19 protein-coding genes are annotated in these 19,521 nt (G+C 72.3%); 3 read left to right on the top strand and 16 right to left on the bottom strand.

What is annotated here, in order from left to right; genetic code table 11:
- Position 1 precedes the first annotated feature (1 nt).
- From treY to ligD (AC3A3L_RS11315), 13 genes are all read right to left on the bottom strand, one after another.
- On the bottom strand, positions 2–2,299 hold the full coding sequence (treY, locus tag AC3A3L_RS11255) for a malto-oligosyltrehalose synthase (RefSeq protein WP_487640113.1): 2,298 nt from the start codon (positions 2,297–2,299) through the stop codon (positions 2–4).
- The gene (gene glgX, locus AC3A3L_RS11260) at positions 2,296–4,476 is read right to left on the bottom strand and encodes a glycogen debranching protein GlgX (RefSeq protein ID WP_487640114.1); all 2,181 of its coding nucleotides are present in this window, start codon (positions 4,474–4,476) and stop codon (positions 2,296–2,298) included. Before glgX ends, treY begins: the two co-directional genes overlap by 4 nt.
- A gap of 84 nt (positions 4,477–4,560) precedes the next feature.
- Entirely contained in the window at positions 4,561–5,004 is a 444-nt protein-coding gene (locus tag AC3A3L_RS11265) for a Tad domain-containing protein (protein WP_487640115.1), read from the bottom strand.
- Positions 5,001–5,492, bottom strand: coding sequence for a hypothetical protein (locus AC3A3L_RS11270; protein WP_487640116.1), 492 nt, complete (start codon positions 5,490–5,492; stop codon positions 5,001–5,003). Before AC3A3L_RS11270 ends, AC3A3L_RS11265 begins: the two co-directional genes overlap by 4 nt.
- Positions 5,489–5,884: a TadE/TadG family type IV pilus assembly protein gene (locus AC3A3L_RS11275; protein WP_487640117.1), complete on the bottom strand. Its 396-nt coding sequence runs from the start codon at positions 5,882–5,884 to the stop codon at positions 5,489–5,491. Before AC3A3L_RS11275 ends, AC3A3L_RS11270 begins: the two co-directional genes overlap by 4 nt.
- Before the next feature lie 6 nt (positions 5,885–5,890).
- Entirely contained in the window at positions 5,891–6,076 is a 186-nt protein-coding gene (locus AC3A3L_RS11280) for a hypothetical protein (RefSeq protein ID WP_487640118.1), read from the bottom strand.
- Between the two features lie 44 nt (positions 6,077–6,120).
- Positions 6,121–7,062: a type II secretion system F family protein gene (locus AC3A3L_RS11285; RefSeq protein ID WP_487640119.1), complete on the bottom strand. Its 942-nt coding sequence runs from the start codon at positions 7,060–7,062 to the stop codon at positions 6,121–6,123.
- Positions 7,059–7,913, bottom strand: coding sequence for a type II secretion system F family protein (locus AC3A3L_RS11290; RefSeq protein ID WP_487640120.1), 855 nt, complete (start codon positions 7,911–7,913; stop codon positions 7,059–7,061). Before AC3A3L_RS11290 ends, AC3A3L_RS11285 begins: the two co-directional genes overlap by 4 nt.
- Positions 7,913–9,181: a TadA family conjugal transfer-associated ATPase gene (locus AC3A3L_RS11295; RefSeq protein ID WP_487640121.1), complete on the bottom strand. Its 1,269-nt coding sequence runs from the start codon at positions 9,179–9,181 to the stop codon at positions 7,913–7,915. The genes AC3A3L_RS11290 and AC3A3L_RS11295 overlap by 1 nt, the downstream gene beginning before the upstream one ends.
- Positions 9,182–9,282: 101 nt before the next feature.
- A complete protein-coding gene (locus AC3A3L_RS11300) occupies positions 9,283–9,975 on the bottom strand; it encodes a response regulator transcription factor (protein ID WP_487640122.1) in 693 nt (230 codons plus the stop codon).
- A gap of 80 nt (positions 9,976–10,055) precedes the next feature.
- Positions 10,056–10,970 (bottom strand): non-homologous end-joining DNA ligase, encoded by a 915-nt coding sequence (ligD, locus tag AC3A3L_RS11305; protein WP_487640123.1) that lies wholly within the window; start codon positions 10,968–10,970, stop codon positions 10,056–10,058.
- Positions 10,967–11,668, bottom strand: coding sequence for a L,D-transpeptidase family protein (locus tag AC3A3L_RS11310; RefSeq protein WP_487640124.1), 702 nt, complete (start codon positions 11,666–11,668; stop codon positions 10,967–10,969). The genes ligD (AC3A3L_RS11305) and AC3A3L_RS11310 overlap by 4 nt, the downstream gene beginning before the upstream one ends.
- Positions 11,665–12,579, bottom strand: a complete 915-nt coding sequence (gene ligD / locus AC3A3L_RS11315) for a non-homologous end-joining DNA ligase (RefSeq protein ID WP_487640578.1) — start codon at positions 12,577–12,579, stop codon at positions 11,665–11,667. The genes AC3A3L_RS11310 and ligD (AC3A3L_RS11315) overlap by 4 nt, the downstream gene beginning before the upstream one ends.
- A gap of 83 nt (positions 12,580–12,662) precedes the next feature.
- Here ligD (AC3A3L_RS11315) and ku point away from each other — a divergent pair, with 83 nt between their 5' ends.
- Entirely contained in the window at positions 12,663–13,616 is a 954-nt protein-coding gene (gene ku / locus AC3A3L_RS11320; RefSeq protein ID WP_487640125.1) for a non-homologous end joining protein Ku, read from the top strand.
- 228 nt (positions 13,617–13,844) lie between these two features.
- Here the strand turns inward: ku and AC3A3L_RS11325 are convergent, their stop codons facing one another.
- The 3 genes from AC3A3L_RS11325 to AC3A3L_RS11335 are packed head-to-tail and all read right to left on the bottom strand — an operon-like array spanning position 13,845 to position 17,907.
- On the bottom strand, positions 13,845–15,308 hold the full coding sequence (locus AC3A3L_RS11325) for a carboxyl transferase domain-containing protein (RefSeq protein ID WP_487640126.1): 1,464 nt from the start codon (positions 15,306–15,308) through the stop codon (positions 13,845–13,847).
- Positions 15,305–16,507 (bottom strand): CaiB/BaiF CoA transferase family protein, encoded by a 1,203-nt coding sequence (locus AC3A3L_RS11330; RefSeq protein WP_487640127.1) that lies wholly within the window; start codon positions 16,505–16,507, stop codon positions 15,305–15,307. Before AC3A3L_RS11330 ends, AC3A3L_RS11325 begins: the two co-directional genes overlap by 4 nt.
- Positions 16,508–16,515: 8 nt before the next feature.
- On the bottom strand, positions 16,516–17,907 hold the full coding sequence (locus AC3A3L_RS11335; RefSeq protein ID WP_487640128.1) for an SLC13 family permease: 1,392 nt from the start codon (positions 17,905–17,907) through the stop codon (positions 16,516–16,518).
- A 121-nt stretch (positions 17,908–18,028) separates the two neighbouring features.
- On the opposite strand from AC3A3L_RS11335, the gene AC3A3L_RS11340 reads away from it, so the two are divergent.
- Together AC3A3L_RS11340 and AC3A3L_RS11345 are read left to right on the top strand one after the other, a co-directional pair.
- Positions 18,029–18,736 carry a FadR/GntR family transcriptional regulator gene (locus AC3A3L_RS11340; protein ID WP_487640129.1) on the top strand — a complete coding sequence of 236 codons (708 nt, stop codon included), beginning with the start codon at positions 18,029–18,031 and terminating at the stop codon, positions 18,734–18,736.
- Positions 18,733–19,503 carry a sulfite exporter TauE/SafE family protein gene (locus AC3A3L_RS11345; RefSeq protein ID WP_487640130.1) on the top strand — a complete coding sequence of 257 codons (771 nt, stop codon included), beginning with the start codon at positions 18,733–18,735 and terminating at the stop codon, positions 19,501–19,503. Before AC3A3L_RS11340 ends, AC3A3L_RS11345 begins: the two co-directional genes overlap by 4 nt.
- The last annotated feature ends 18 nt before the right edge of the window (positions 19,504–19,521 follow it).

Raw genomic sequence — 19,521 nt, forward strand, 5'->3', positions numbered from 1 at the left:
CTCAGTCCTTCCGCACCAGCAGGGCGACGGGGTGGACGGCGAGCAGCGCGTCCAGCCGGCCGTCGGTGTCGAGGCCGCTGAGCACGTCGTGCCAGCGGCCCTCGGGCAGGTCGAGCGCGGTGTCAGCCCAGCCGCCGGCGGCGGCCAGCCCGACGGGCAGCCGGGTGGCGACGGCGATGGCACCGCCCCGGTCGAACGCGACGACGTGCCCGGCTCTGTCACCGGTCGCGGTGACGGGCGCGTAGCCGGTGAACAGCTCCGGCCGGTCGCGGCGCAGGGTGAGCGCGGTGCAGGTGACGTGCAGCTTGGTCGCGGCATCGTCCTCGGCGGTGCCGGCGAGCACCGCGGCCCGGTGGTCGAAGTCGACCGGTCGCCGGTTGTCGGGGTCGACGAGCGAGGTCTCCCACAGCTCGCTGCCCTGGTAGACGTCGGGCACGCCCGGCATCGTGACCGCGAGCAGCTTGGCCGCGAGCGAATTCGCCTGAGCGGGCGCGTCGATCCTCGACGCGAGGTCGACCAGCACGGCGCGCACCTCCTCGGAGTCGAAGACCGCGTCGACCGCGGCGTGCACCTGTGCCTCGTACGCCTCGTCGGGCTCGGTCCACGTGGTGCGGTCACCCGCCTCGCGCATCGCCTTCTCGGCGTAGCCGTGGAGCCGGTCGCGGAGGTCGGGCAGGTGGTCGGGCGTCCAGGCGCCGAGCACGGCCTGCCACAGCAGCGAGCCGAAGCCCTCGTCGGGCACGGGCGCGAGCCGGAGCAGCTCGTCGAGCGCCCGCTCCCAGTGCCCGGGCTCCTCGGCCAGCACGGTGATGCGGGCGCGGACGTCCTCCCCGCGCTTGGTGTCGTGGGTCGAGAGGGTCACCATCGCATGGGGCCAGTCGCGCTGCCGCGCGGCCATCGCCTCGTGCCAGTCGTCGACGCCGATCGCGAAGATCGACGGGTCGCCGCCGACCTCGTTGAGCGACGTCAGCCGCGACCAGCGGTAGAACGAGCAGTCCTCGACGCCCTTGGCCATCACCATGCCGGAGGTCTGCTGGAAGCGCCGGGCCGGCTGGCTCCACTCGTCGTGCAGCAGCGGCTCCAGGACGTCGTACGTCGACGAGAGGTCGGGCCGCGCCTCCCGCGCCCGGGCGAACGCCTGGTCGAGGTGGTCGCGGCCCTCGGGCAGGTAGGAGCGGTAGACGGGGAAACAGGCGAGCAGCTCGCCGATGGCGTCGGCGACGGCGTCCTCGTCGGCGCTCTCGTCGCGTGAGTGCAGGACGCGCTCGACCTCACGGGTGATGCGCCGGACCTCGGAGTGCAGGATGCCGTCGGCCACGGCCCGCTTGTTGTCGCGGACCATCCGCTCCCAGTCCACGGTCGTGCCACGGAGCCGGTCCTCGAGCGCGGTCAGCGGCGCCTCGCCCGCCGGGTCGGTGAGCAGCCGGTCGATGAGCGCGAGAGCGTCGTAGCCGGTGGTGCCGGCGGTCGCCCAGTCGGCGGGCAGGTGCTCGCCGGGCTCGAGGATCTTCTCGACGAGCACGTAGGCGCCGCCGGTGAGGGCGGCGAGGTCGTCCAGGTAGCGCTTGGGGTCGCGCAGGCCGTCGGGGTGGTCGACGCGCAGCCCGTCGACGAGGCCCTCGTCGAACCACCGCTTGACCTCGACGTGGGTCTCGGCGAAGACCTCGGGGTCCTCGACGCGAACCGCGGCGAGGGTGTTGACGGCGAAGAAGCGGCGGTAGTTGAGGTCCTCGTCGGCCGCGCGCCAGCTGACCAGCTCGTAGTGCTGCTCCTCCAGCGTCGAGGTGCCGGGCGCGAGCGGGAAGCGCTGGTCGTGGTAGCGGACCTCGCCCTCCCCCTTGCCCGACCGGACGATCCGGATCGCGCCCTCGTCGTCGTCACCGACGACCGGGATCAGGATGCGGCCGTCGCCGGCCGCCCAGTCCACGTCGAAGGCCGACGCGTGCTCGGACTCGCGGCCCAGCTTGAGCACGTCCCACCACCACGGATCCTCCGCGGGTGTGGCGACGCCGACGTGGTTGGGCACGATGTCGACGAGCACGCCCATCCCGAGGCGGCGCGCCTCGGCCGACAGCGCGGCCAGCCCCTCCTCACCGCCCCGCTCCGGGTCGACGTGGTCGAAGGCGACCACGTCGTAGCCGTGCGTGCTGCCGGGCTCGGAGGCCAGCAGCGGCGAGAGGTAGACCCAGTCGACGCCCAGGTCGTGCAGGTACGGCAGCACCTGCGCGGCGTCGTACAGCGTGAAGTCCGGGCTGACCTGGAGCCGGTAGGTGCTGTGCGGCGTGCGGGCGTCGGTCACGGGGCGTCCGTACCCGAGCGGGCCGCGAGTGATGCCGCCACCGAGTGGTCGGGACTGGCCTCGGGCTCGGAGTGCTCGCGGAGCACGACGAGGCTGTGGGTGCCGAGGTCGAACGTGCCGCCGGCCTCCAGCAGCGGGTCGGCGTCGGCGTTGCCGCCGGTGTCGATCACGACGTCCCACGCGGCGGCGTACTCCTCGGTCGGCAGCGTCACCTGCGCCGGGCCGTCGGCGTTGAAGTAGAGCAGGAAGTGGTCGTCGGTGATCGTGGCGCCGCGGACGTCCTTGCCGGCGATGCCGTTGCCGTTGAGGTACATCCCGATGGCCTTGCCCCCGGCCCAGTCGTCGTCCTCCATCGGCTCGCCGTCGAGGTCGAGCCAGACGATGTCGTTGAGGCGCTCGCCGTCGCCGGTGCGCACGGTGTTGCCGGTGAAGAACCGCTTCCGGCGGAACGTCGGGTGCTCGGCGCGGAGCTTGGCGACCGCGGCGGTGAACTCGATGAGCGGCCGGTCGGCGTCGTCCCAGTGCACCCAGCTGATCTCGCTGTCCTGGGCGTACGTGTTGTTGTTGCCGTCCTGGGTGCGGCTCAGCTCGTCGCCGTGCAGCAGCATCGGCACGCCCTGGCTGAGCAGCAGCGTGGCGATGAAGTTGCGCTGCTCGCGGGCGCGCGCCTCGAGGATCTCGGGGTCGTCGGTCGGGCCCTCGACACCGTGGTTCCACGAGCGGTTGTGGCTCTCGCCGTCGTTGTTGTCCTCGCCGTTGGCCTCGTTGTGCTTCTCGTTGTAGGAGACGAGGTCGCGCAGCGTGAAGCCGTCGTGGGCGGTGACGAAGTTGATGCTGGCGAACGGCCGGCGCCCGGAGTGCTCGTAGAGGTCGGAGGACCCGGAGAGCCGCGAGGCGAACTCGCCCAGCGACGGCTCGCCGCGCCAGAAGTCGCGGACGGTGTCGCGGTAGGCGCCGTTCCACTCGGTCCACTGGGGCGGGAAGCCGCCGACCTGGTAGCCGCCGGGGCCGATGTCCCACGGCTCGGCGATCAGCTTGACCTGGCTGACGACGGGGTCCTGCTGCACCATCTCGAAGAAGGTGGAGAGCTTGTCGACGTCGTAGAACTCGCGGGCCAGGGTGGCGGCGAGGTCGAAGCGGAAGCCGTCGACGTGCATCTCGGTGACCCAGTAGCGCAGCGAGTCCATGATCAGCTGCACCGAGTGCGGGTGGCGCACGTTGAGGGTGTTGCCGGTGCCGGTGTAGTCCATGTAGTAGCGCTGGTCGTCCTCGACGAGGCGGTAGTAGGCCGCGTTGTCGATGCCCTTGAAGCTCAGCGTCGGGCCGAGGTGGTTGCCCTCGGCGGTGTGGTTGTAGACGACGTCGAGGATGACCTCGATGCCGGCGGCGTGCATCGCCTTGACCATCGCCTTGAACTCCTGGACCTGCTGGCCCTGCTGGCTAGAGGCGTAGTCGGCGTGCGGGGCGAGGAAGGCCAGCGTGTTGTAGCCCCAGTAGTTGCGCAGGCCCTGGTCGAGCAGGGTCGAGTCCTGCACGAACTGGTGCACCGGCATGAGCTCGATCGCTGTGACGCCGAGCTTCTTCAGGTGGGCTGTCACCGACGGGTGCGCCAGGCCGGCGTACGTCCCCCGCTGCTCCTCCGGCACGTCGGGGTGCAGCTGGGTGAGGCCCTTGACGTGGGCCTCGTAGATGAAGGACTCGTTGTAGGGGATGGAGAGGCGGCGGTCGCCCTCCCAGTCGAAGAACGGGTTGATGACCACGCCGTGGGTCATGTGCGCCGCGGAGTCGTCGTCGTTGCGGGAGTCCTCGTCGCCGAAGTTGTAGGCGAACAGCGACTGGTCCCAGTCGATCTCGCCCGCCGTCGCCTTGGCGTAGGGGTCGAGGAGCAGCTTGTTCGGGTTGCAGCGCAGGCCCTGGGTCGGGTCCCACGGGCCGTGGACGCGGTAGCCGTAGCGCTGGCCGGGCTGCACGGTCGGGAGGTAGCAGTGCCAGACGTAGGCGTCGACCTCGGTGACCTCGATGCGGGTCTCGGTGAAGGAGCCGGCGTTGTCGGGGTCGGGCTCGAACAGGCACAGCTCGACGCGCTCGGCCACCTCGCTGAAGAGGGCGAAGTTGGTTCCGGTGCCGTCGAACGTCGCGCCCAGGGGGTAGGCCGTGCCGGGCCAGGTCTCGGTCATGCCATGAACGTACCCATGACCGGGCGGTAGGCCCGCCACGGACCATCTGATGGGGTGGGCGGCGTGACGACCGTCATGCGGGCGTCAGTCACCCGACACCACCGTCACGGCGGCGGTGCTGCTGGCACCGACCGTCGGGTTGCTCGGCGAGCCCGGGATGGTGAGCGGCAGGTCGAGCGGGGCGCTCAGCCGGACCGTGACCGACCGGCCGACGGGGTCGACGCGGACGCCGACGTCGATGCCGGGGTACGTCGCTCCGGCGTCGGCACGGGCGAGGTAGTCACGCACGGCCGCCTCGACCGCCGCCTCCTGCTGGGTGAGGCGCTCGCCGTCGAGGCCCAGCTCGTAGATGCCGGCGGACCCGAGGTCGGCGCCGTAGAGCGCGGCACCGTCGGCGAGGTTGTCGAGGCCCTGCCGCTGGAGGTAGGCGGCGGACGCATCGATGACCACGACGACCGCCATGAGCAGCATGCTCGCGAAGCCGATGATCAGCAGCGTCACCTGGCCCCGCTCGTCGCGGTGCGTCACCGCTCGGTCTCCTCGTCCGGTCCGATGTCCTCGGGCGCGCTCTCGACGTACTGACCGATCGGGACGGTGTGGGTCGCATCGAGCGAGAAGCTCGCGGCACCCTTGCCGAGGATCGCCGGGAAGAACGGGAGGTCGACTCCGGAGTCGACGCGGACGGTGATGACCGACGTGCCGACGTGGCAGTTCCCGGCGGGGGCGTCGCACGTGACGCTCACCCGAGCGCGTTGGCCGGGGGTGCCCTGGTCGGCGAGGACCTGGCGCACGACGGCGTCGGCGCGCGCCGCTCCCGTGGCGTCGTCCGGCGCCAGGGCGTAGGCCCGTCCGGCGGCACGGGCGGCCGCGCTGGTCGCGAACGCACCCTGCTGCACCTCGAAGACCGAGATGACGATCCACACGATCGGGACCAGCAGGATGATCGCGAGCCAGCTGAGCTCGACGAGGGCGGATCCCTGCTCGTCGCGTCGTGCGGTCGGTCGCAGCCGGCTCACGGTGGTGCCACCTCGGCGACGGCGTGCCCGGAGACGCGGACGGGGACGCCTGCGCCTCCCAGTCCGAGCAGGCCCACGTCGGCCGTGACGACGGCCTCGTAGCCGGGGGCACCGCCCACGACGGCCGCGCGGACGCTCACGGAGCGGACGAAGTCCGCCGAGAGGGCGCCGTTGACCAGCTCCTCCACCTTCGCGCGGCCGGCCGGTGCGGACGAGCCCGCGACCGCCGCATGGCGGGCACCCTCCGCGGCGGCGGAGGCGAGGGTGTTGCGCACGTGGAGGACGAGCGCGAGCTGGAGGATCCCGATGACCAGCGGCAGGAGGACGAGCAGGACGAGGACGAAGTCGACGACCGCTGCCCCGCGCTCGCTGGTGCGGGCGCGGCGAGGCACCTCGGCCTAGCCGCTGACCATCGCGAAGGCGCGGGCCAGCAGCCCACGCAGCTCGTCGCTGACGAAGGGCGTGAGCGCGGCGACCACGATGGCGGTCATCAGCGTGACCATCACCCAGCCGGGCACGTCACCGCGGTCGTCGCGAGGGCGCGTCGTCAGGTGGAGGAGGAGTCCCGAGACGGACGGAAGCATGGCTTGTCCTTTCGTTGGAAGCGTCGGAGAGGGGTCGGTGGCCGTCAGGGCGTGGTGAGCCGGAGGCCCAGCACCCCGGGGTAGAAGGCGAACAGGATCGTCACCGGCAGCACGAAGAACACGACGGGCGCCATCATCGCGATCTCCTTGCGGGCGGCGGTCTCGATGAGCAGGCGTCGACCTGCTTCGCGCACGTCGGCGGCCTGGGCGTGGAGGACGTCGGCCAGCGGGGTGCCGCGCTCCATGGCGACGGTGATGCCGGTGGCGAACCGGGCCACGATCGGTAGACCCGTCGAGCGGGCGAGCGACTCGAAGGCGGCACCGACGGGCTCGCCCGTCCGGATCCGGGCGAGCACCTGGGCGAGGTCGTCGGACAGCGCGCCGTGGCTGCGGCGTACGACGCGGTCGAGGGCCGACACCGGACTCTCACCGGCGGCGACGGACAGCGCCAGGAGCTCGGCGACCGTCGGGAACTCGACAAGCACCTGGCGCTCGCGGTCCTTCACCTGGCTGCTGAGCCGGTTGTCGCGCAGGAGGACGCCTCCCGCGAAGCCGAGCAGGCAGAAGACCGCGCCCGACCCGATGCCCCCGACACCACCGAGGGCGCGCAGCAGGACGATCGCGGCGGCGGCCGCGAAGCCGACGAGCCCCCAGACGACCTGCTCGATGCGGAAGTCCTGGACCGTCCGGCCGAGGCCGGCGCGCTGGAGGCGACGCCGCACGGACGTGCTCCCGCCGAGCACCCGCTCGACCACCTCGGCAGCCTGCCGCAGCAGCGGTCCGAAGATGCCGGCGGCGGCCGAGGTCGGGGCGGACGTCACCGGTCGGAGCACCGCACCTTCGTCGAGGCGGGGCACGTCGCGCAGGTAGGGCAGCACGCGGACCGACAGCTGCGGCCGGCGCAGGACCGCGACGCGCAGGCCGACGAAGAACAGGCCGGCGCCGGCGACGGCGCCGAGGAGGGATCCCCACACGGCCGTGCTCACGACAGGATCCGCTTCTCGGTCGGCAGCCGGCCGATGCGCATCATCGACCAGTAGGCGAGGACGCAGACGCCGAACCCGATGCCCAGCACGAGGACGCCGCCCGGCGAGGCGTACTGCTGGATGGCCGTCGTCTGGAACGACATCAGGAGCAGCACGATCCACGGCGCGGCGACGGCCAGGCGAGCGCCGTTGACGGTCCACGCCTGTCGCGACTCCAGCTCGGACCGCGTGCGGGCGTCGTCGCGCAGGAAGCCGGACAGGTTGCGGAGCAGGCGGCCGAGATCGCCGCCACCGACCTCGCGAGCGAGCCGCAGCCCTTCGATCACGCGGTCGCCGACGGGGTCGGCGAGCCGGTCCTTGAGCCGGTCGAGGCACTCCCCGAACCGGCCGGTGACCTGGTAGTCCACGGCGAACCGGGCGAAGTCGGCGCGCAGGGCCTCGGGCCCGTTGGTGCCGAGGGCGGCCACGGCGTCGGGGAGGGACAGGCCCGCACGCACGGCGCTGGCGAGGTTGTCGACCGCCTCCGGCCACACCTCGGCGAAGTCGCGGAGCCGGCGCGCCGCCCGCTGCCGGAGCACGGCGATCGGGAGGTAGGCGGCCATGGCGGCGAACACGACTGCCACCGGAACGGTCCGCGACACCGCCTGCACGAGCGCGAAGGCCACGGCGAACAGCACCGCGCACAGCGACAGGACGCTCGCCGGCGTGACGTCCGCGAGGCCGGCCCGGCCGAGGAGGCGACCCAGCGCCGTCGAGCCCTGGGTCGTGGAGCGGGGTCGGCGCGGCAGCGCGAAGGCCGACCAGATCAGCAGCAGGCCGACGCCCACCCCGAGACCGACGAGCGCGCCCATCAGCGAGTGCCCTCGTCGGAGGCGAGCAGCTGGTGCACGTCGATGCCCACCCGCTCGTAGCGCTCGACGCGCGCGGGCACTCCCCCGGTGCGCCGCAGCTCGGCTCCGTGCCGCACGAAGATCGGCTCGACCTCGATGACGTCGGCCTCCACCCGTCCCGGCACGGACACGATCTCGTTGACACGGCGTACGCCGTCGGCGCCGAGGCCGAGGTGCACGACGAGGTCGACGCTGGTGGCCACCGTCGGCACCACGAAGCGCGCCGAGATGTTGTCGCCGGCCAGCAGCGGCAGCGTGCACATCTTGACGAGGGCCTCGCGGGCGCTGTTGGCGTGGAGGGTGGCCATGCCGGGCAGGCCGGAGTTGAGGGCGAGCAACAGGTCGAGGCACTCGGCCGCACGGACCTCCCCCACCAGGATGCGGCTCGGGCGCATCCGGAGCGCCTCCTTCACGAGGTCGCGCAGCACGATCTCGCCGGTCTGCTCGAGCCCCGCCTGCCGGGTCTGCATCGCGACCCAGTCGGGGTGGGAGAAGCGCAGCTCGAAGACCTCCTCGGCACTCACCACCCGCTCACCGCCCGGCACCGCGGCGGCAAGGCAGTTGAGCATGGTGGTCTTGCCGGCCTGCGTGCCGCCGGCGACGAGGACGTTCAGTCCCGCACGCACGGACGCCTCGAGGAACCGAGCCGCCTGGGGCGTCAGGCTGCCGAGGGCGACGAGGTCGGAGAGGCGGTGGGCGCGGAGCAGGAACTTGCGGATGTTGACCGCGGTGAAGCCGCGGGTGATTCCCTCGAGGACGACGTGGAGGCGGTGCCCCTCCGGCAGCATCGCGTCGACGAAGGGCGTGGAGATGTCGAGGCGGCGCCCGCTGGACTTCAGCATCCGCTCGACGAGCTCGTTGACCTGCGCCGCGTCGAGCCGGAGGTTGGTCAGCTCGTGGCGCCCCCGGCGCGCGATGAACACCCGACTGGGGTCGTTGATCCAGATCTCCTCGACCTCCGGGTCGTCGAGGAAGGGCTGGAGCGGGCCGAAGCCCGACACACGCGCGACGAGCTCGCCGACCATGGCGCTGTCGTCGGCCACCGGCGCGACCGCGCCGGTGAGGCTGAGGTCGTCGTGGTCGCGGACGACGTCCTCGGCGATGCGGCGTACGACGAGGGCTTCGCGCTGCGGGTCGACGCCCTCGCGCCGCACCCGCTCGCGCACCTGCAGGTCGAGTTGTTCGACGAGGTCGTCGACGTGCGGTCGCGTGACGCGATCAACGGCCATGTGGTGCCTGCTTCCCCGAGAAGACCTGCACGGGGGACGCTACCCAGCGCGGGGCGTCGGAAAACACCCCCAGGGCAAAGCTTGTGGAGAACCTGCAGGACTCAGGTGCCGGTCTCGAGCCGGAAGCCGACGCCGCGGATCGCGACGACCTTCTCACCGGCCGCGGCGGCCTCGAGCTTGCTGCGCAGGCGCCCGATGGTGACGTCGAGGGTCTTGGTCGAGCCGTACCAGTTCTGGTCCCAGACCTCGTTCATGAGCGTCTCGCGCGGCACGACCTTGTCGTGGTTGGTGGCGAGGACGGCCAGGACGTCGAACTCCTTGGCGGTCAGCGCGATCTCGCGGTCCCCGAGGTGGACCCGGCGCGAGGCGGCGTCGATCTTGAGTCCGGACGAGGTGGTGACGGTGGTGTCGTCGGGGGCCGGGGTGCTGCCGCTGCGGCGCAGGAGCGCGCGCACGCGGGCGAGGAGCTCGGCGAGGCCGAACGGCTTGGCGAGGTAGTCGTCGGCGCCGACGTCGAGGCCGACCACGCGGTCGAGCTCACCGGCGCGGGCGGTCACCATGATGATGCCGCCGAGGTAGCCGCCCGAGCGCATCTGGCGGCACACGTCGATGCCGTCCATGTCGGGCAGGCCCAGGTCCAGGATCACGACCGCCGGGCCCTCGCCCACGGCGAAGGAGACGGCCTCGGCACCCGCGGACACGCGGTTGACCTCGTAGCCCTCGCGCTCGAGGGTGCGCATGAGGGGGACAGCGATGTCCTCCTCGTCCTCAACCACCAGCACGTCGTGAGCCATGGCGAGAGCATAGATGCACGTCCCGACGTGCATGGGTCGAATCCACGCGACACCTGTGCGACCCACCCGCTCGGACGGGGTCAGGCCTCGAAGACGTCACCCAGCCGAGCCACGCGCTCGAGCACCTGGTCCATCGTGAGCTGCTCGAGTGCCAGGTCGTCCTCGGCGCCCTCCTCGACCTCCTCCCACGTCAGCGGCGCGGCGGCTGTCGGCCGCTCGCGTCCGCGCAGGGAGTACGGCGAGATCGTGGTCTTGGAGCCGGAGTTCTGCGACCAGTCGAGGAACACCTTGCCGGGCCGCTTGGCCTTGGTCATGACGCTCGTGACGAGGTCGGGGTGCTCCTTCATCAGCTCCTCGGCGACCTCCTTCGCCAGCGCCGTCGTACCGTCGCTGTCCAGGCTGCCGCGCCCGTCCGGCAGCGGGGCGTAGAGGTGCAGGCCCTTGCTGCCGCTGAGGACCGGCGTGCAGCCGAGGTCGCGCTCGGCCAGCGCGTCGCGCACCATCAGCGCCACCTGCGCGCACTCGTGCAGGCCGGCGGGCTCGCCGGGGTCGAGGTCGATGACGAGGCGGTTGGGGTTGCGCGGCCGGCCCTTCGCGTCGACGGTCCACTGGTGCACGTGCAGCTCGAGCGCGGCGAGGTTGGCCAGCCACGTGAGGGTGGCGAGGTCGTCGCAGATCGGGAAGCGGATCGTGCCGTCCCCCTTGCCGGACCGCGAGCCGGTCGTCGACACCTCGTGCGTCCGCACCCACGACGGCGTGCCACCGGGTGCGTTCTTCTCGAAGAAGCTCCCCTTCTCCACCCCGTGCGGCCAGCGGATCCGGGTCACGGCGCGGTCCTTCAGGTGCGGGAGCAGTACCGGCGAGACCTGCGCGTAGTAGTTGAGCACCTCGCCCTTGGTCGTGCCCGTGCGCGGGTAGAGCACCTTGTCGAGGTTGCTGATGGTGAGGGTGCGGCCGTCGACGTCGACCTGGAGCTCCTGGCCGGCGGGGCTCATCGGCCGATGCCGATCACGGGCACGCGGGCGGGGTCGAGGAGCCGCACGAGCGAGCGGATGAACCGGCGCGGGGCACTCACGCACCCGGCGGTCGCGCCGCGCCCGTTGACGTGCAGGAAGATGCCGGCGCCGCGGTGGCGCACCTGCTCGACGTTGAAGTCGGTGACGATCGACCACTCGTACTGTCTGCGGTAGTCCGTCAGCCGCTCGGAGGAGTCGGGGTCGGACGCCGGCAGCCACCAGCGGAAGCCGCCGTCGCGCTGGTTGCGCAGCTGGTTGTAGAAGTCCGAGGCGTTGTCCTGCACCCAGTGGTCCCCCTTCCGGATCCGGTGGTGCGGCAGCCGTGCGCGCGGGTCGGCGGCGTGGGTGCCGAAGGTGGAGGTCAGCCCGTAGGTGCCCAGCGGCGTCGTCCCCGATCCCTGCCGGCGGCGGTCGCCGTCGACCAGCCCGCCGTAGCCGGTGCGGCCGTCGGCCGTGGTCAGCTGCCGCCTCCAGCCGTCGGCGGTCAGCCGCCACAGCGACACCCGGGCGCGGACGCCGCGGGTGTGGTCGACCGTCACCACCTGTGTGGTGCCGGCGCGGAGCTCGACGCGTACGCCGTCGAGGCGGACGAGGTCGGCCCGCGCTGCGGCTGGTGCCGCCGGGGCGGCCGGGGCGAGCAGGCCGGCGAGCAGCGCCGCGAGCACGAGCCGCTTCATGTGAGGTCCTCCGGGGAGAGGTCGTCGCGGACGCCCTGGAACGACGGCTGGCGCAGGCGCTCGTAGCCGAGGCCGTGGGTGTCGATGTCGACCACGACCCGCGGCTCGACCCAGAACGTGCCGGCGGCGTCGACGCGCGGCACCTCGTCCGCGAACGGCGACGAAGCGGCCGCGAGCGGTGCCATCAGCGCGGCCAGCCGGGTGCTGGTCGCTCCGGCGATGCCGCTGCCCACCCGCCCGCGGTAGAGCAGGCCGTCGGGGGTCGGCTCGCCGACGAGCAGCGACGCCAGCCGGTCCGTCGTACCCGTCTGCGGGCGCCAGCCGCCGACGACGAAGGACCCGCGGTGGCGGTGGGCGAGCTTGCGCCAGTCCTCGCTTCGGGAGTCGAAGCGGTAGCGCGAGCCGCGACGCTTGCTCACCACGCCCTCCAGCCCCTGCTGCAGGGTGGCGTCGAACAGCATGTCGCCGTCGTCGTACGCCGCCGGCACCTGCCACTTCGAGTCGCCGAGCGGCAGTCCCTCCAGAAGCGCGCGCCGCTCCTCCAGCGGACGGGCGGTGAGGTCCTCGCCGTCGAGGCGGAGCAGGTCGAAGACCATCAGGGTCGCAGGCACGGACGTGACCAGGCGCGCGACCTCGCGGGCGTTGCGGACGTGCATGCGGTGCTGGAGCACCCGGAAGTCGGGGACGCCGCGCTCGTTCAGGGCGATCACCTCGCCGTCGACCATCAGGTCGCGGTCGCCGAGCGGCGGCGCGGCCAGGTCGGGCCACGCAGGGGTGACGTCGTTGTCGTTGCGGCTGGTCATGCGTACGACGCCGTCGTGGGCGTCGACGAGCACGCGCACGCCGTCCCACTTGACCTCGTGCAGCCACTGCGCGCCGGTCGGGACGCGGTCGGTCTTGCTGGCGAGCATCGGGCGCACGCGTGCAGTCTGGCATCCCTGCGTCCCCCATCTGGAGGGAGACGTGTGTCTGGTGTGACGGCTATCGTCGGCTCATGCGCGCGATCTGGAAGGGTGCCGTCTCCTTCGGCCTGGTCAGTGTCCCGGTCAAGCTCTATGCCGCCACGGAGAGCCACGACGTGTCGTTCCGCCAGGTGCACGCCAAGGACGGCGGTCGGATCAAGTACCAGCGCGTCTGCTCGCTCGACGGCGAGGAGGTGGCCTACGCCGACATCGCGAAGGGCTACGAGACCGAGGACGGCGAGATGGTAATCCTCACCGACGACGACATGGCCCAGCTGCCGTCGACGTCGTCGCGCGAGATCGCGGTGGAGAAGTTCGTGCCGCGCGAGCAGATCGACCCGCTCCTCTTAGAGAAGTCCTACTACCTCGAGCCCGAGGGTGCCGGCGCCAAGCCCTACGCGCTGCTGCGCCAGGCCCTTAAGGACGCCGACCGGATGGCCGTCGTCACGGTCGCGCTGCGCCAGCGCACCACGATCGCGGTCCTGCGCGTCCGCGAGACCGAGGCCGGCGAGGTCATCGTGCTCCAGACGATGATGTGGCCCGACGAGGTGCGCGTGCCCGACTTCAAGGTCGAGGTCGACGACGCCAAGCCGCAAGAGGTCAAGATGGCCCAGATGCTCGTCGAGACGCTCGCCGGCGACTTCGACGCGAGCGAGTTCGAGGACGACTACGCCGGTGCCGTCGACGCGCTCGTGAAGTCCAAGATCGAGGGCGGCGAGATCAAGCGCACCGAGACCTCGACCAAGACCTCCGGCGAGGTCGTCGACCTGCTGGCCGCGCTCCAGAAGTCGGTGGCCGCCGCCAAGTCCGCCCGCGGCGAGGCCGACGACGACTCCGACGACGAGAAGCCGGCGAAGAAGGCTGCCGCGAAGAAGTCGACGGCCAAGAAGTCCCCGGCGAAGAAGACGGCTGCCAAGAAGTCGACGGCCAAGAAGACCGCGACCAAGAAGACCGCTGCGAAGAAGCAGACCAAGAAGGCGAGCTGACCGCTCGCCGCCTGAGCGGTGCCACAGCCACATTCGTCGCGCGCGAGATGTGGCTGTGGCACCGCTCGGCCGCGCGCCCGCGCCGACCCGCCGACCGGCGGTGCGCCACCCACCTTTCCGGCGTACGGAATGTGGCTGGGCCACCGCCCACCGCCCGCGGCGGTGAGTGAGACACCTTTTCGACGCCCAGAACCTGCGTCACTCACCGCCCGACGGACGCGCGAAGCCTCAGGAGGCGTGGGCCACCGGCGTACGACCCGCGAGCTCGCGCAACCGCGCGCCGACCTCGGCGGCCACGGCGACGGCCAGGTCGCGGCGGGACTCCCCGTCGACCTCCGGCACCACGTGCTGGACCACGCCGTCGGCGAGGAGGTCCGCGGCCCGCACCCGCTGGCGTGCGGCCATCGCGGCCGCGTGCGAGGTGTCGCCGTGCACGATGAGGCTCGCGCCCTCGGGCGGCAGCGGGGAGAGCCAGGCGTGCTCGGTCGCGACGACGGACCGCGCGGGCAGGAACGCGAGCGCCCCTCCCCCGCAGCCCTGCCCGAGGATCACCGAGACCGTCGGCACCGACATGGTCGTCAGGGTGGCGATGCAGCGGGCGATCTCTCCGGCGATGGCGCGCTCCTCCGCCTCGGGCGACAGCTCGGCGCCCGGGGTGTCGATGACGCTGACCAGGGGCAGGCCGAGCTCCTCGGCGAGCCGCATCCCGCGCCGGGCCTCACGCAGCGCGCCCGGTCCCATGGCGTGACCGGGCACCTGTCGCGACCGGTCCTGGCCGATCACGACGCACGGCTGGTCGTCGAGCCGCGTCAGCGCGACGAGGACGGTCGAGTCGCGCTCGCCCTCGTCGGTGCCGCGCAGCTGCAACGTCCCGGAGGCGCCGTGGGCGAGGAGGTCGCGCACGCCCACCCGGTCCGTACGACGGGTCCGCTCGACGCTGTCCCAGGCGGTGTGGTCCCCGATCGGGCGCGCGGTGCGCAGCGGCAGGCGGCCCGCGCCGGGTGCGTCGACCAGCACCGCGAGGGCGCTGTCGACCATGGCCGGCAGGTCCTCTGCGGCGACGACGCCGTCGATGACGCCGGCGGCGGCGAGGTTCTCCGCGACCTGCACGCCCGGCCGGAAGGGCCGTCCGTTGAGGCCCTCGTAGACCTTGGGGCCGAGGAAGCCGACCAGGGCACCGGGCTCGGCGACGGTCACGTGGCCGAGCGAGCCCCACGAGGCGTACACGCCTCCGGTCGTGGGGTGGCGCAGGTGCACGAGGTAGGGCAGGCCCGCGGCGCGGTGGTCCATCAGCGCACGGGAGATCTCGACCATCCGCACGAAGGCGGGCGTGCCCTCCTGCATGCGGGTGCCGCCCGACGCGGTGCTCGCCAGCAGGGGCAGGCCCTCCGCGGTCGCGCGGCGCACGGCCGCGGTGATGCGGTCGGCGGCGGCCCGGCCGATGGAGCCGGCGAGGAAGCGGAACTCGTTGACCACGACCGCGACCGGCCGGCCGCGGACCTCACCGCGCCCGGTCAGCACCGACTCGTCGGTGCCGGCCTTCGCCGCGGCGGCCTCGAGCGCGGCGCGGTAGTCGGCGTCGGCGTAGGACAGGTTGATCGGCTCGTCCCACGAGGTGAAGGTGCCCTCGTCGAGCACCAGGTCGAGCAGCTCGTGAGCGGTCCAGCGCCGGGCCGCGCCCTCCCGGCTCACGCTCCGCCTCCGCCGACCCAGGCGCGGATCTCGTCGGCGTGCTGGTCGAGCAGCGGCGGCGCGACGTGGTCGCGGCGCGTGACCTCGGCTCCCTCGGCGTCGAAGAACCGCAGCGGCGGGCCCGGCAGGGTCAGGCCGCCGAGGGTCGGGTGGTCGACGTCGACCAGCAGTCCCTGGCTGGCGACCTGGTCCCACTCGTAGACCTCGTCGAGGGTGCGCACCTTGCCGGCCGGCACGCCGACCTCGGCGAGGCGCGCCAGGAGCGGCTCGGCGTCCCAGTCGGCGAAGGCCTGCTCGACCACCTCGATGACCCGTTCGCGGCTGGCGACCCGCTCGCCGTTGGTGGCCATGCCCTCGGCGTCGGGGTCGAGCCCGAAGCCGACGCAGAACTTCTTCCACAGGCCCTCGCTGCCGAGCGCGATCTGCACGGCGCCGTCGCGGCAGTGGAAGAGCCCGTAGGGCGCGATGGACGGGTGGTGGTTGCCCTGCGCGCAACCGACCTCGCCGGCCACGGTCCACCGGGTGCCCTGGAACGCGTGCACGCCGATCACCGAGGCCAGCAACGACGTACGGACGACGGTGCCCACGCCGGTGCGCTCCCGCTCGTGGAGCGCGGCGAGCACGCCGTAGGCGCCGTACATGCCGGAGAGCAGGTCCGCGATGGGTACGCCGACGCGCTGCGGGTCGTCGGGCCCGGACCCCGTGAGCGACATCAGGCCGGCCTCGCCCTGGGCGATCTGGTCGTAGCCGGCGCGACCGCCCTCGGGGCCGTCGTGGCCGAACCCGGTGATCGAGAGCACGACGAGGCGCGGGTTGCGGCGCATCAGCTCCTCGATGCCGAGCCCGAGGCGCTCGAGGACGCCGGTGCGGAAGTTCTCGACGAGCACGTCGGCGCGCTCGACGAGGCCGACCAGGACGTCCTTGTCGGCCTGGTCCTTGAGGTCGAGGGCGATCGACTCCTTGTTGCGGTTGGTGCACAGGAAGTACGTCGACTGCCGGGCGTCGGGCTCGCCGACGAACGGCGGCCCCCAGCCGCGGGTGTCGTCGCCGCTCCCGGGCGCCTCGACCTTGATCACGCGGGCGCCGAGGTCGCCCAGCATCTGGGTGGCGTGCGGGCCCGCGAGCGCGCGGGTCAGGTCGACGACGAGGAGGTCGGACAGGGGTCCGGTCGTGGCGGTGCTCGTAGAGGAGGAGGTCATGTCGGTGGTCACCATCCGGGGAGAACGAGGGCGGCCCAGACCAGCAGCGGGCCGACGAGGGTCACGATCGTGGCGTAGGTCAGGATCTGCTTGTAGTAGGTGCTCTCGTCGATGGTGTCGGGCCTGTTGGCCAGCATCAGCGCGCCGTTGGTGGAGAACGGGCTGACGTCGACGATGGTCGAGCTCACCGCGAGGGCCGCGACGAAGAAGCCGGCCGACAGGCCGCCCTCGGCGACGAGGGGGATCGCGATCGGGATGATCACCGGCAGCAGCGCGGTCGAGGACGCGAACGCCGAGACGATGCCGCCGACGTAGCAGAGGATCAGCGCGCCGATGGCGGCCGCACCCAGTCCGGCGGCCCACTTGCCGACGAACTCCGGCGAGCCGGCGGTGGTGAGGATCGTGGCGTACGTGCTGACGCCGGCGACGAGGAGCACGGTCGGCCAGGCGATCTGCTTGACGGTGTCCTTGTAGGCCTTCGGCGTGAGGATCGAGAGCACGACCGCGGCGGTGATCGCGGCGAAGCCGATGTTCTTGTCGAAGACGAGCGCGACGACCGCGACGGCGAGGAAGGCGACGAGGGTGAGGACGTGCTCGAGGGTCGTGCCGGCGTCGTCGGGGTTCGGGGTGCCGGTGGTGGGCGTGGCGCCGGTGGCCGAGCGGGCGTCCGAGCGGTCGGGGTGCACGCGCGGCGCGCTCCCTGCGGCACCGGCGGCGGCGCCGACTGTGTCGCGCGTCGTGGCACCCGTCGTGGCGCCGACCTCGACGAGCTCGCCGTCCTCGTCCATGCGCATCTTCATCAGCTTGCGGCCGCCGAGCACGACGAAGAGGATCGCGGCCATCACGGTGTTGACCACCAGGCTGGAGAAGAAGATGACCAGCGGCGTGGTGCCGAGACCGGCGTCCTCCATCACCGAGTTGGTGATCGTGCCGTAGATCGAGATGGGCGAGAAGCCACCGGCCTGCGCGCCGTGCACGACGAACATGCCCATCATCAACGGGCTGATGCGGTAGCGGCCGGCGAAGCCGAGGGCGATCGGGCCGATGATGGCGCACGCGGCCGGGCTGGCCGCTCCGATCGCGGTGATCACGGCCGTGACGGCGAACATCACCCACGGGATGAGGGCCACGCGTCCGCCGACCGAGGCCACGGCTGTGCGGACGATGAGGTCGACGGTGCCGTTCTGTCTCGCGATCGCGAAGAGGTAGGTGACACCGATCAGGGTCAGGACCAGGTCGGCGCTGATGCCGGCGAGGATCTCCTTCTCGTCGAGCCCCAGGGAGTACATGCCCACGAGCCACGCGGCGACGTAGGCAAGCGCTCCCATGTTGATCGGCAGCACCGTGCCGACCACGAACAGCGCGACGAGCGCGATGATCGCAATCCATTCCGGACCCATGGCGGTCCCCTTCCGAGTCGAGTGCCGGCACGGCGGGGTCGCGGGGGGTGGCCCTCGTCACAATGCTGGCTCAGTGGCCTAGCCAATAGGACAATGAGCCGATCGTCAATAGGGTGGTGCCATGTCCGAGTCGTCCTCCTTCCCGCCGCGCCTGCTGCGCACGCGTCTCTACGAGCAGGTGGCCGGGCAGATCTCCGCGTGGATCGACGACAACGGCCTGCAGGCCGGCGACAAGCTCCCGCCCGAGCGTGAGCTCGCGCAGCGCCTCGGCGTCAGCCGCGCCACGCTGAGCCAGGCGCTCGTGGCGCTCGAGGTGGTCGGCGTGGTCGAGGTACGCCACGGCGACGGCACCGTCGTCACCGCCGGACACCGGAAGTCGACCCGCATCGTCGAGGCGATCCGCAGCCACGCCGACCGGCTGCCCGAGATCATCGAGACCCGCGACGCGCTCGAGACCAAGATCGCCTCCCTCGCCGCCGCACGACGCACCGACGACGACCTCGCCCGCATCGACGACGCCCTCGCCTTCATGGCCGCCGACATCGAGGCGGGCGGCCGAGGCGTGGAGGGCGACGAGCGCTTCCACGGCGCTGTGACCGCCGCCTCCCACTCCCTCCTGCTCGCCCGGCTGATGGACGAGATCGGCGACCTCGTCAAGGAGACCCGCCTCGAGTCCCTCGGCCAGCCCGGGCGACCCCAGGACTCCCTGGCGGGCCACCGCGCAATCGCCGAGGCGATCCGCGCCGGCGACCCCGCCGCCGCGGCCGCGGCGATGCACGCCCATGTCGCGATGGTCAGCGACGTCGCCCTCATCCGCGAGGCGCAGTGACCGCAGTCGAGGCGCTCCTGGTGCTCGTCACCGGGTTCGGCGCCGGCGTGCTCTCCTCCACGGTCGGGGTGGCGTCCCTGTTGAGCTTCCCCGTCCTCGTCGGCCTCGGCCTGCCCCCGGTCGTGGCCAACGTGTCCAACACCCTCGGCCTGATCCCGGCCGGCCTGGGCGGCGTCGTCGGCTACCGGCAGGAGGTTCGCGAGGCGGGGCGGGTGGCGTACGTCATCGTGGCCGTCTGCGCGATCGGCGCCGTCATCGGCGCCGCCCTGCTGCTCGGGCTCCCGCCGGGCGTGTTCGAGGCGGTCGTCCCCTACCTCATCCTCTTCACCTGCCTGCTCGTCGGCGTGCAGCCCCGCATCGCGGCGTGGCTGCGGGCCCGTCACGAGGCGCGGCACGGTGTCGCGCTGGCCGAGCGCCGGCACATGTCCCCCGCCACCACGGCGTTCGCGACGATCACGGGCGTCTACGGGGGCTACTTCGGCGCAGGCGCCGGCGTGATGATGGTGGCGGTCCTCGGCATCGGCACCGACCTCGAGCTGCGCGTCGTCAACGGCCTCAAGACGCTGTCGCTGATGGTCGGCAATGTCGTCGCCGGCCTCATCTTCGTCGTGGTCGCCGACCCGCGCTGGGGCGTCGTGGTGCTCCTCGCGGCCGGGTCACTGGTCGGCGGCTACGTCGGTGCGCGCATCGGCCGCAAGCTCCCCGACGCGGTCTTCCGGTGGGCGGTCGTCGCCGCCGGCGTCGTCGCCGCCCTGCTGCTGTTCTGACGCGGGCGGCGTACGACG

This window comes from Nocardioides sp. Soil_C_8 (assembly GCF_057656315.1).

Bases quoted from the DNA above. Each gene is read 5' to 3' on its own strand.
- glgX (WP_487640114.1), bottom strand. From the start codon at position 4,476: ATGACCGAGACCTGGCCCGGCACGGCCTACCCCCTGGGCGCGACGTTC.
- AC3A3L_RS11280 (WP_487640118.1), bottom strand. From the start codon at position 6,076: ATGCTTCCGTCCGTCTCGGGACTCCTCCTCCACCTGACGACGCGCCCT.
- AC3A3L_RS11290 (WP_487640120.1), bottom strand. From the start codon at position 7,913: ATGGGCGCGCTCGTCGGTCTCGGGGTGGGCGTCGGCCTGCTGCTGATC.
- AC3A3L_RS11295 (WP_487640121.1), bottom strand. From the start codon at position 9,181: ATGGCCGTTGATCGCGTCACGCGACCGCACGTCGACGACCTCGTCGAA.
- AC3A3L_RS11300 (WP_487640122.1), bottom strand. From the start codon at position 9,975: ATGGCTCACGACGTGCTGGTGGTTGAGGACGAGGAGGACATCGCTGTC.
- ligD (WP_487640123.1), bottom strand. From the start codon at position 10,970: ATGAGCCCCGCCGGCCAGGAGCTCCAGGTCGACGTCGACGGCCGCACC.
- AC3A3L_RS11310 (WP_487640124.1), bottom strand. From the start codon at position 11,668: ATGAAGCGGCTCGTGCTCGCGGCGCTGCTCGCCGGCCTGCTCGCCCCG.
- ligD (WP_487640578.1), bottom strand. From the start codon at position 12,579: ATGCTCGCCAGCAAGACCGACCGCGTCCCGACCGGCGCGCAGTGGCTG.
- ku (WP_487640125.1), top strand. From the start codon at position 12,663: ATGCGCGCGATCTGGAAGGGTGCCGTCTCCTTCGGCCTGGTCAGTGTC.
- AC3A3L_RS11330 (WP_487640127.1), bottom strand. From the start codon at position 16,507: ATGACCTCCTCCTCTACGAGCACCGCCACGACCGGACCCCTGTCCGAC.
- AC3A3L_RS11335 (WP_487640128.1), bottom strand. From the start codon at position 17,907: ATGGGTCCGGAATGGATTGCGATCATCGCGCTCGTCGCGCTGTTCGTG.
- AC3A3L_RS11340 (WP_487640129.1), top strand. From the start codon at position 18,029: ATGTCCGAGTCGTCCTCCTTCCCGCCGCGCCTGCTGCGCACGCGTCTC.